This window comes from Duganella sp. Root336D2 (genome assembly GCF_001425005.1).
In the GTDB taxonomy this organism is placed as follows: domain Bacteria; phylum Pseudomonadota; class Gammaproteobacteria; order Burkholderiales; family Burkholderiaceae_D; genus Rugamonas.
The window spans coordinates 1-11,033 of sequence record NZ_LMDB01000006.1; the positions used below are offsets into that span (position 1 = coordinate 1).

The 11,033-nt window shown below is 60.3% G+C and carries 10 protein-coding genes and 1 pseudogene; 6 read left to right on the forward strand and 5 right to left on the reverse strand.

Annotated features, from left to right (window positions below; translation table 11 throughout):
* Positions 1 to 66: 66 nt before the first annotated feature.
* Both ASD07_RS08000 and ASD07_RS30020 read left to right on the forward strand, forming a co-directional pair.
* Entirely contained in the window at positions 67 to 1,092 is a 1,026-nt protein-coding gene (locus ASD07_RS08000) for an IS5 family transposase (RefSeq protein ID WP_055927745.1), read from the forward strand.
* A gap of 302 nt (positions 1,093 to 1,394) precedes the next feature.
* A pseudogene (locus tag ASD07_RS30020) lies at positions 1,395 to 1,900 on the forward strand (SDR family NAD(P)-dependent oxidoreductase).
* Between the two features lie 3 nt (positions 1,901 to 1,903).
* Here the strand turns inward: ASD07_RS30020 and ASD07_RS30025 are convergent.
* The 3 genes from ASD07_RS30025 to ASD07_RS08015 form a co-directional block, all read right to left on the reverse strand.
* Positions 1,904 to 2,623: a 4'-phosphopantetheinyl transferase gene (locus ASD07_RS30025; protein WP_162246548.1), complete on the reverse strand. Its 720-nt coding sequence runs from the start codon at positions 2,621 to 2,623 to the stop codon at positions 1,904 to 1,906.
* A gap of 91 nt (positions 2,624 to 2,714) precedes the next feature.
* A complete protein-coding gene (locus ASD07_RS08010; RefSeq protein ID WP_055927750.1) occupies positions 2,715 to 3,620 on the reverse strand; it encodes a jacalin-like lectin in 906 nt (301 codons plus the stop codon).
* A 236-nt stretch (positions 3,621 to 3,856) separates the two neighbouring features.
* A complete protein-coding gene (locus ASD07_RS08015; protein ID WP_055927753.1) occupies positions 3,857 to 4,369 on the reverse strand; it encodes a hypothetical protein in 513 nt (170 codons plus the stop codon).
* A gap of 224 nt (positions 4,370 to 4,593) precedes the next feature.
* Here ASD07_RS08015 and ASD07_RS08020 point away from each other — a divergent pair, with 224 nt between their 5' ends.
* From ASD07_RS08020 to ASD07_RS08030, 3 genes are all read left to right on the forward strand, one after another.
* Positions 4,594 to 6,393, forward strand: coding sequence for an ABC transporter ATP-binding protein/permease (locus ASD07_RS08020; protein ID WP_082507214.1), 1,800 nt, complete (start codon positions 4,594 to 4,596; stop codon positions 6,391 to 6,393).
* Positions 6,394 to 6,812: 419 nt separating this feature from the next.
* Positions 6,813 to 7,214: a PEP-CTERM sorting domain-containing protein gene (locus ASD07_RS08025; protein ID WP_055927756.1), complete on the forward strand. Its 402-nt coding sequence runs from the start codon at positions 6,813 to 6,815 to the stop codon at positions 7,212 to 7,214.
* Entirely contained in the window at positions 7,207 to 8,241 is a 1,035-nt protein-coding gene (locus ASD07_RS08030; RefSeq protein ID WP_156397933.1) for a hypothetical protein, read from the forward strand. The genes ASD07_RS08025 and ASD07_RS08030 overlap by 8 nt, the downstream gene beginning before the upstream one ends.
* 50 nt (positions 8,242 to 8,291) lie before the next feature.
* On the opposite strand, the gene ASD07_RS08035 is transcribed toward ASD07_RS08030, so the two are convergent.
* Positions 8,292 to 9,362 (reverse strand): flavodoxin family protein, encoded by a 1,071-nt coding sequence (locus tag ASD07_RS08035; protein ID WP_055927762.1) that lies wholly within the window; start codon positions 9,360 to 9,362, stop codon positions 8,292 to 8,294.
* A gap of 136 nt (positions 9,363 to 9,498) precedes the next feature.
* On the opposite strand from ASD07_RS08035, the gene ASD07_RS08040 reads away from it, so the two are divergent.
* The gene (locus ASD07_RS08040) at positions 9,499 to 9,705 is read left to right on the forward strand and encodes a DUF3079 domain-containing protein (protein WP_055927765.1); all 207 of its coding nucleotides are present in this window, start codon (positions 9,499 to 9,501) and stop codon (positions 9,703 to 9,705) included.
* Between the two features lie 24 nt (positions 9,706 to 9,729).
* Here the strand turns inward: ASD07_RS08040 and ASD07_RS08045 are convergent, their stop codons facing one another.
* Positions 9,730 to 10,995, reverse strand: coding sequence for an ABC transporter substrate-binding protein (locus ASD07_RS08045; protein ID WP_055927769.1), 1,266 nt, complete (start codon positions 10,993 to 10,995; stop codon positions 9,730 to 9,732).
* Positions 10,996 to 11,033: the final 38 nt, after the last annotated feature.

The window sequence follows — 11,033 nt, forward strand, 5'->3', positions numbered from 1 at the left end:
TGGGCACCTCGAAAAACCCGCCCAGTCATGGCATGATATCGCGATGCCAACGTTGACGACTCAGTCATGATGAAACCCAATCTGTTCGCCGCCCAGGAGCGTGAAGCCAAGCTGTCGAAGTTAGGCGACTCGCTTGAGCTCCTGGAGCGGCATGTCGACTTCGCAGTGCTCGCTGGCGCAGTCGATGACGCGGCCCCGCGCCCGAGTCGCGAGCGCGGCGGACGTCCGCCATTTCCAACCGAAGTGATGGTGCGGATTCTGTTGATCCAGCAACTGTTCAACTTGTCGGATGAGCAGATGGAGTTCCAACTGCTGGACCGCCTGAGCTTTCAGCGCTTCGCAGGCCTGCGGCATTCCAGCCAGATTCCGGATCGCACGACCATCTGGACCTTCAAAGAGCGCTTGATCAAGGCCGGCGCCAGCGAAAGCGTGTTCGACGCCGTCAACCGGCAGTTGGCCAAGCATGGTTATATCGCACGCGGCGGCCAGATGATCGACGCCAGTATCGTGCAAGCGCCCAAGCAATCTTTAAGCAAGGACGAAAAAGCCATTGCGGATGAAGGCGCCATGCCGGCGAACTGGAAACCGGCCCATCGTCGCCAGAAGGACCTGGATGCGCGCTGGACCAAAAAACATGGCAAGTCCTACTTTGGCTACAAGGTCTCGGCCAGCGCCGACAAGCGCTACAAGCTGGTACGCAAGATCAAGGTCAGCACGGCCAGCGAACATGATACGCTGCACTTTGAGGCGGTGCTCGATCCCACCAATACCAGCCGCGACGTCCTTGCCGACAAGGGCTATGTCGACGGCGAACGCGAAGCGCGTCTGAGCCAGCAGGGCTGGCGCATCCATATTCAGCGTAAGGGCAGCAAGGACAAGCCCATCTCGGCCACCCAGGAGCGGCGCAACAAACGCATCGCCAAGACTCGCGCCCGCGTCGAGCATGTGTTCGCCGGGCTGGCGCAGTTGGGCGGAAAAACCCTGCGCAGCATCGGCCTGGCGCGCGCTACGCTGCACTTGCATTGGAAGGTCGCCGCCTACAACCTGCGGCGCCTGGTCTACTTGAAGGAGGCCAGGGTCGAGGCGTTTTGACGCCCGCAGTCCGTCCGGACTGCCGAATTTGGCTGGGACAGCCTCGAAAAGGGTTGGGAATCGACGCGAATCGAGCGATTCGACGCGCGTTCGTCATGCATATGCGCCGCCGCTCGGGAAATCAGCGGTAAATCGAGGTGCCCTNGAAAAGGGTTGGGAATCGACGCGAATCGAGCGATTCGACGCGCGTTCGTCATGCATATGCGCCGCCGCTCGGGAAATCAGCGGTAAATCGAGGTGCCCTATTGAACGATCGACTTGCACGTGGTCTGGGCCAGGAATGCTGCTGAAACTTGCAATCCTTGGCCCGAAGTCGGCAAAAAGCCTGCGCCGGCATCAGCATACGCCACGCCGGCTTTCGCAGCATCGAGCCGGAGCAGTGGCGGCGCGTGATCGATACCAACCTGGGTGGCATCTTCTATGTTGCGAGGGAAACGGTACGGCGCATGCAGCAGGGTGTGATCCTGAAGATGTCTTCGGTGAACGGCCTGGCAGCGTTCCCGCACTATGCTGACTACAACGCTTCCAAGGCAGCCGTGCTGGCCTTGACCCGCACGATGGCAGTGGAACTGGCTCCCGGGATCCGGGTCAATGCACTGTGCCCGGGCGCCGTCATGACGCCGATGCAGCAGGCCGGTACACGCAGGAGATGTTCGCCGAGGTCAACGCCAACATCCCCCTTGGCCGCCATGCCGACCCATCGGAAATTGCTGCCTTCTTCGCCTTCCTGGCCTCGGATGAAGCCAAGTTCATCACCGGCCACCACTACGTGATCGACGGTGGGGAGATCGCCAGGGCCTCGGCGTAAGCACTACCAGGCAAAGGAGGTCAGGAGGTCGCCGTTGGGTAATGCCATGTAACCGGCTTGGCCGCGGCGGCCGGGAAACCATTCATCGCTAATGGCCTCCACCGTTTGGAAGTGGATTTGACCGCCAGCGCCGTCGCCAGCGATGGCGGTAAGCTGGATGGCATCAAACTCCAGTACGCGGCCAGCAACTGCGGAAACCGCCTTGTAAAAACTCTCCTTGGCCGAGAATGCCAGGGTCAGTCCCGCGGAAAACGGCAAGCTGCGCCCGGCGTCGAGCTTAAGCAGCAATGCATGCTCGTGCCGGTTTACCACCAGCGAAAGCATGCTTTCGTGCTGGTCGGCGCCGATCACGCGCTCGATGTCGATGCCGAGGCCACGGAGCCCACCTTCAGTTGTGGCGACAGCGGCAACGGCCAGGCGATCGTTGTGCGAAATGCTGCCGATCATTCCGGTGGGCCACAACGGCGCACCATTGCCTGCGCTGCCGACGGCAGCACGCGGCCTGCCGAGAGCAGACATTGCTTCTCGCGCTGCCAGGCGGCCGTGAAAATATTCCGCCTGGCGCTTACGCACGCTGCGCGCAATACGGGGCGGGCATTCAATCCCCGCACGATCGAACATCCCTGCGTTGAACGCAGCTGGATCGAACCCGAGACAGCAGGCCGTCAGCGTGCTGGCGCCAGGTGGCAAGGCCATGACCTCGAGTCCGGTTTGTACATGCATCGCTGTCAGCCTTCGTGGGGGATGCATATTATACCGGCCCCGCTTCCGGGGCCGTAGCACGCACAGTTACCGGAATCGCGTGCTCGCCAAGTCAACCTTGGTAGAGAACGTAGCCGTTTTTCTCGGTACGGAACTTGATCAGTTCGGGCATCTGGGTAGCCAGTTCACCCGTCAGGTCGTAGTGGTTCAGTACGTTCCTGTAGGCATCAATGGCGATCACCGCATAGCTCACCGGGGTGGTTGGGAACATCCAGGTATGGCCGTCAGGGCTGCGCATGATCGTACCGTTGACCAGCGATACGCCAACCTGCCCGGCGTTGACCGTCTTCTCGGTGTACGAGCCATTCTTGAGTTCCTGGGTCAATTCATGGCTGATGGTGCTGGTCGACGTATTGACGTATTCGATTTCGGTGGAGACCGCCACCTTGGCATAGTATTCGGCTTCTGCACTGGCGCTGTATTTCTGGCTCAGCCTCGTTTCGGTAACCTTTTCATAGCTGTCGGCGGTGCGGTAAAAGGTATCCGAATATTCCTTCAGCAAGGTATTCTGCGGCGTGAATGCGATGACGAATTGCGCGCGCTCCTGCAGGACGGTCGACGGCACATAGTCGTCCACATAAGTGATCTGGATCTGGTCCAGGCGCGCATCGCTGCGGCCGCCGATCGCGATAACGCGGATATTGCTCAAATTGTGCGGATCCCCGCCGTCACCGCCGCCGCCGAGCGTGCGTCCCTTGTTGGTTTGGAACTGCAGCTGGTCGACGCGCGCGCCAGCGCGGATCGAGATGGAGCAAATGTATTCGTCATCAGCGAAAACCAGTGTATTGGACGGGTCGCCGCCATCGCCGCCATGCTGGTGTCCATTGATGATAATGGCATCGACTTCCCGGGCAGAGCGGATTGCCAGTGAACGAACGAACTCGGCATTGAATGGGTCTCCGCCTTCGCCTCCGTAATTGCTGATTACGACTCCATTTTCCATCGTCAACGTCTTCATGTTTCCCTCGCTCGAGTATCGTTCAATAAGCCAAGTCTTCCCGGTTTGTGTGCAGACGTGCACCAGTCCGGCCTAGCGGACTCCGTCAATACGGCATCCGTGGCTTGACTATATGGAGGGCGCTTGAACGGGATAAGTATCAGCAGGTATCACGAGGTGTGGGCATGAAGGGGGAGCGCTGGCCATCGCGCCCCCAATGTCCTGAGGTCTTGAAGGACCCGGACCAGGAATGTGAGTCAGGACAAGTTCAACGTCCAGGTGGTAACGCCTTCCCGTGCGTCGGTGCTCATCGCCACGTCGCGACCCCAGCTGGCGATGTAGCTCCAGTCCGGGTCCTCGATCCAGGCCAGCGTGTCGAAACTGGTAGCGCGCTGGCGGATAAATCGTACGTAAAGATCGACGTTGTCCTTGATCCACATATCATCGCCACGAATACGCAATTGAATCTGCAGGTGACGGCTCATTCCGTTCGAGAATTCGAAGCCGTAACCCGGATAGGGCATGGGTATCTGTCCTACGCCCGGCGGAAGTTCGGGTGTCTTGTCGTTCCGGCGGGGCAATTTGGTAGGCCCCATATAGTCATAGTTCCTGATTGCTCCGGCCTCCAGGTCATCTTCGGTCGGATAGTCGAGATTGAGTAAGCGAAGTTCGTGGCCGTCCCGCAAGATCTTGGCTTGAACAAGGCTGTCAGTTCCTGCATTGGGTGCGTTTTTTGTTTGCGCAATGAGCCTGATTGAACTGATCCACATGGCAGTCTCCTATCAAATTACTGCAATTTGTAAAGCGTTCCCCGCAATCGACCTGGGGTAACGGCCTGTTAATAATCGGTCAGGTGGAGGGGGCAGGAATCGGTACTGGCACCTAGATTCGGCGTGGGCGCATACCCAAATTAGTACTTGCCGCCTGAACATGGCGCTATGTCCGTTTCCGCACTGAGCGGCCCCATGCTGAGTCGTATGCTCTGGCTATGAAGATGACAGCCAATACCTCTGCCGCCCGCCGGGCGCCGCCATTGTCGCTCGCTGCGTGGAAACAATTCATCAGCGTCGCCAAGCCCTATTGGCTGGGGAGCGAAAAGAAGTCAGCCTGGGGCTTGCTGCTGCTGCTGATTGTGCTGATGCTCGCCGAAACCCAGCTGGCAGTGATGCTGAACAACCAATCCGGCGAAATGACTTCGGCACTGGCGGGACGGGATGGCGACCGCTTCTGGAAGTCGGTGCGGGCCTGCCTGCTCATCCTGGCGTTCGCAGTGCCGATCTACGCTTTCTACTACTACATGCGGGACATGTTTGCCAATCGGTGGCGGCGCTGGCTGACGGGCCGTTTCCTCGATGGTTACCTGCACGGGCGCAAATATTACGAGCTGACGTCGGAGGGCGAGATCGACAACCCGGACCAGCGGATAAGTGAAGACATCAACACCTTTACCGGCCGCTCGATTCACTTCCTGCTGATCTTCTTGGGCTCGATCATGCAGTTGGTGGCGTTCAGCGCAGTACTGTGGTCGATTTCGCACCTGCTGGTCGGCGTGCTGGCCGTATATGCGCTGACCGGGACCGTTGTTGCGCTCTACGTCTTCGGCAATCCGCTGATCCGCCTCAATTTCTGGCAGCTACGGCGCGAGGCGGATTTCCGCTTCGGGCTGATGCGCCTGCGGGAAAATGCCGAATCGATCGCCTTCTACCGGGGCGAGGCACAGGAGCGCGCCTACATCGACAGCAGGTTCGATAAGGTGTTCCACAATTTCAGCCGCCTCATCAAAAAGCAGCGCACGCTGAATTTGTTCCAGCGTACGTTCAGCCAGCTTACCCTGGTGCTGCCAGGGGTAATCCTCGCAGACGGCGTGCTGTCCGGCGCGCTGGAAGTGGGGCGGGCGATACAGGCGGCAGGGGCATTTACGGCCGTGCTTGGGGCGGTGGGCGTCATCGTCGATAATTTTGAGAGCCTGAGCCGCTTCGTGGCGGGCACCGAGCGCCTGCAGACCTTGTCGAGGCTGGTACTACCACCAGCCGGCGACGAAACAGTTGCCGACAAGCGGACAACGCGAATCCGGAAGCGGGCTGGCAAACAGATCGCGGTCGAATCGCTGACCGTGTGCCCGCCGCAATCGGAGCGGGTGCTGGTCAAGGATCTATCGTTCATCCTCGAACCGGGCGACGCGCTCTTGATCACTGGCGACAGTGGTTGCGGTAAGAGTTCGCTGCTGCGCGCTATTGCCGGCCTGTGGGATACCGGTAGCGGTGTGATCCGCCATCCGCCGCTGGAAGACCTCTTTTTCCTGCCCCAGCAACCTTACCTGCAGCATGGGACATTGCGCAGCCAGCTTATCTACCCAAGTGTACAGACAGCGCTGAGCGACGAGCGGCTGCAGGAGATCCTGGAACAGGTGCACCTGCCGTTTCTCGCCCAGCGGGTGGGCGGGCTGGATGCCGTGCAGGACTGGGAAAAGCTGTTATCCGTCGGCGAACAGCAGCGGCTTGCCTTTGGCCGGGTGCTGGTGCATGAACCGAGCATCGTGATCCTTGACGAAGCGACCAGCGCGCTCGACAGCGGCAACGAGGCTTCGCTTTACAGATGCCTGCGTGAGAGCGGCGCCACGCTGATCAGCATTGCCCACAGGGCAGCCGTCCGGCGCCACCATACGCATGTACTGCGCTTGAACGGCGATGGTGCCTGGGATATACGGAGAGTGGCGGTACCGCTGGACGTGGAATCGCGCCGCGCCGAAGTTACGCACCTTCAATGTCCCCAGGAACTCGATGAATGCGGATAATCTGGAAGTTGTACTGTTCGGCAGCCAGCGGGCCTCCGCCCAGGCTCAATTGTTGCTGCCTCAGGTAGTCACTCACAAGCATGGCGGCGCCTTGCTCCGTCAACACGCCAGCAGAATTTGCCGTTATCTGATGCTCTGACCGGTCGGCACTCCGGTAAGCAATAACCCAAGTAGACACCTGCTTCACTTTCGTACGCTTGTAAGGGAATCACGTATGTTATCAAAGTTGAGTGTGTTCTTGCGTTCGTTTGAGCCGGGTGGCGTTGTAAATTTCCTAATTGCAAATTTAATTGTCGCAAAATTTAACACCTTTCATGCGTGAAGTTGGGGTAACTCAGCGTAATCAGGTACTTAGATGGTAGGCACAGTTGATGCTTGATCCAGCTTGTAGTTTCCTCAACCTAAATATGGAGCGCGATATGAAAGCTAATACGCTGTTCAAGTCTTGCCTGCTGGCCTGCTCCGTTCTGGCGGGTGCTCAAGCGGTTGCCGGTCCCGGCACCGTAAATAGTATTGAATTCAGTTTCATGAATTACGGTAATACCGCAGGACAGTCGTTCAGCAGTTTGCCCTTGACGAGTTTTGACAGCACTCCAGCGCCGGCGGTCTCGCCGATCTCCATACCGACCCCACAGGAAATCCTGCCAGTTGCCGAGGTTTACGTGCCTTCGGCACCTGTGCAACCCGACATACCTCAAATCATTGCGGCGCCGGACGTGCCGCAGGCGGCAGCGGCCATCCCGGAACCAGGGACCGCCGCCTTGCTGGGTTTGGGTTGTGCCTTGCTTTTCCTGCGCCGTCGGGGGGGACTCCATGCTTAATTCCCGTAGTCTTCCAGCGCTTGCGCTGACCTTGCTGGTGGCGGCATGTGGCGGCGGCGGGTCGGGGGGCTCGCCGGCCGTTGCAACCGCTCCGCCGGCAACCACGCCGGCGCCGGAAGGGAATATCGTCACATCGGTGCCACCGCCAACGTACGCGGCGGGCAGCGGCAGCCTGAGTATCTTCAACGCCATCAACGCCTTGCGCAGCAAGATTGGCTCCGGGCTGCTGGCCCAGAGCTTGTTGCTGGACAAGTCGACGGGGGCGCACTGGAGTTACATCAACCAGAACGGCATCAGCGAACTGCATGGCGAAACGGCCGGCAAGCCTGGATACACAGGCGTCCGTGCCGCCGACCGGATTGCGGCGGCAGGCTATGCAGCCTCGGTGTCGGGGGAAGCGATCTACAGCACGGTGGGTACCGACAAGTACGCGACCTGTGTTGCGGAGTGGGCCAATTCGGTGTACCACGCGGCCCTGCTGTTTGCGAGCACGATCGACATCGGTATTGCGGCAAACAACTTCAACCCGGTCGAGGGCGCTTCAACGCTTTGCGCGGTGGATGTCGCCACCAGTACAACGCAGTCGGCGCAGTTGCCAGGTGCGGGCAGTATCCGTGCATATCCTTACGCAAACCAGGCCGACGTGCCCTTTGTGTTCTTCAATCGCACGGAAACGCCGACACCTGTGCCGGACCTGGTCGAAGCGGGAACGCCCGTCACGGTCAGTTTCGAAACCCGGGGCATGGCGTTGACAGCGCCGATCGCGATCAGCCAGTTCAGCCTCACCCCTGCCGGCGGGGCGGCAGTCGACGCGCGAATCCTGGTGAACAAAGGCGGCAAGCTTGGCCCGGTGATCACCACCAACGGTCCCGCGTTGACGGATGACGCCAATATGCAGGGTTTCACCGCAACGCTGGTTCCGGTGCTGAGGCTGAAACCTGGCACCGCGTATACCGTGGCCTTGATTGCCATGGTGGATGGAAAGGCAGTCAACAAGTCCTGGACTTTCACCACCGCTGCACAGTAATGCCGAAGCATGGGGTCGGCAATCAGGCTGTATACGCTGACCCTTTCGCTTTACTTCGGGCGCGGCGACCGCAAGCCCCGGTCCGGGCGGGCGAGGGTACCCGAGCGCAGCATGCACACCGAGCGGGCGACGGCCCGCGCGACATTGCGGACCTCCTCCTGGAAGGCTTCATCCTTGTCCATGGTGTCATGGCTGGTGGCATACGGTTCGTAATAGCCTAAATAGCGGTCAAGCCGGGCTGGGGGCCCTGCATCGACCAGCTCCATCCAGTCAAGCCAATCCGACAGATTGCGCCGCAGGCTCTCGACGCCGGCGACATCGCCGTGCACCACCAGGCCGTAGGCGCGCCCGGCGAGGTGCTTGGGGTAGGGCCAGCCGGCCAGTTCCAGCGCCTTGGCTTCTTCGGCTTTCTTGCCGTGTGTGCTGCTTGGGTCGGGATTGCCGCCATCGGCGCACACCAGGCGGTCGATCATCAGTTTCAGTACGGATGGCGCCTGGTACCAGTACGCCGGGGTGAAGATGATGATGCCGTGAGCGGATACCCACTGCTCGTAGATCTCGTTCATCCAGTCATTGACCTGGCCAAGGCTGTGATTGGGGTAGCAGCTGCAGGGCCAATGGCAGAGCGGCATGGCGGTGGAGACGCAGCCTTTGCATGGGTGGATGCGCAACTCGAATTCGGAAGTAAGGCGGCTCAGGTCAAGGATGTCGCAGCCGATGCCCTCGCTGGCGAGCGTGGCCTCGGCGAGTTTGAGCATGCGCCAGGTCTTGGACATTTCGCCCGGGCAGGTACCGTCATTGCGCGCGGAACCGCATACCAGCAGGACTCGCGAGGGAGCGGCCGGATCTTTCTGGCGTTTTTCGGCCGCCTGCAGGCGGGCGGCGGCGGCCTTCCATTCGACAGAGAGCTCGTAGCCTGGGTCGGCGTAGCCTGGGCCGGCGGCTTCGGTCAAGGGCGCCTTGCGGCTGTCGTCAAAGTTTTGCCAGGAGACTTCCTCGAGTTTTGCCACCTCGTCGCGCAGTTTGTCGAAGCGCGGGTCGGCAAACTTACGCATGAAGCGCAGTTGAAATTCCCGGCGTTCCAGCTTGGCGGGAGCCTGGCCTTTGCGCACTTTTGTCATAGCTGCCTCCTTTGCTGGGGAAAATGTGCCACGGGCGCAGCGGCGGGTCAGTACGACAGCGAACCGACGACAGGGTCTTGCGGAAACTTGACCTGGGTTAAGGATGGAGTGGGGGCGTCAGGTCTACGATTGAACCATGGCAAAGAAGTTTCCAATCATCCCCTTGCATCCGGAGCGTGTCTGCTGGGGTTGCGACAAGTATTGTCCCGCTGACAGCCTGGCCTGCGGCAATGGCTCGGAGCGGACCCAGCACCCATCGGAGCTGTTCGGTCCCGACTGGATGGAGTGGGAATCGCCGCTCCTCGAACCACAGGACGAAAACAATGTGAAGAAGTCCGCCTGAGCGCTATGTGCAGGGTTGGCGCAGCTACTTCTGGCGCAACTTCTCGATTGTGAGCACGGCCTGCTCCGTGTCGTGCGGCGGCTTGAGGAAAAGGCGCAGTCCCTCGAATACCGGCCCGATCAGTCCGGAGTCCGCCTCCCGGTCAAAGAACGACGACCAGCCGGTAGCCTGGTGCAGGACCTGGCGCGCAGCTTCGCCGAGCAGGATGGGCGGGAAGCTGCTATCGGCCTGTGCCGGTAAAGTCTGGTCGGCCTGGGCTATGTGGCGAACGGCACCGCTCTCGGCAAGGAAAGCCAGGAAGCGTTTGCGCAGCTGCGGGTTCGGCGATTTCGCTGGCAGGACCAGGATATCGAGCGGCGCATCTTCATAGGCCGGCATCTCTGGCGAGATAGCGGGAAAGGCGAAGAATCCCATGTCATCGGCTATCGCCTGCGGGAATTTGGCGGCGACAAAGCTCCCCATCAGCATCATGCCAACCCGATTGCGGTAAATGTAGGGCAGCACGCGTTCGTGCTCCAGGTCCATGGTCGCGGGCAGGAAGTAGCCTTTGCGCAGCAAGCCACCCCATATGTCGAATACATGGCGTACGCGGGCGTCCGTAAAAGGCACCTCGCCGCGCATGACCTTGCGGTGAAAATCCAGTCCGTTGAGCCGCAGGTCTAGGTAATCGAACCAGCCTGCCGCCGGCCAGTTTGCCGCGGCGCCCAGGCCGATCGGCGTCACGCCTTCCGCGGACAAGCGCTCGCAGGTGCGGAGGAATGCGTCCCAGGTCGTTGGCGGCGCGATGCCGAGGCGCTTGAACAGGGATTTGCGGTAGACGAAGCCCCAGGGATAGTAGTACAAGGGGAATCCATACACTTCGCCGTCGATGCGGGTGCCGTCAATGGTCGCCGGATGGAAGTTCTTCTTCTTGAGCAGCGCGATGGTTTCGCTATCGAGCGGTGCCAGGAGCTTGTTTGCGGCCGCATCGCGCAAGCGCTCGCCGGCGTACCAGAACGCCACGTCGACTTTGCCGCTTTTCAGGCGCGTCGTAAAGTCGCGTTTGTATTGCTCCTGGAGGTAGCCGTTGTGTGCCACCTGGACATCGGGGTTTGCCGACGAGAACTCATTGATGATACGAATCCATGCGGTGCGCTGTGCGCTGTGGGAAACGATGTAGTCGATTACCAGTTGCTCGCCAGCGGCGCGCGCAGGAAACTGGCATATCAGGCAACAAAGCAGCGCTGTCGCCAGTACGGATCGGCGACAGGGATCGAACCCGAAAATGGTCGTGGTCGGCGCTACCTGCATTTTGCAAGTTTGTGCTCAAAGCCCCTGCCTGTCAAAGG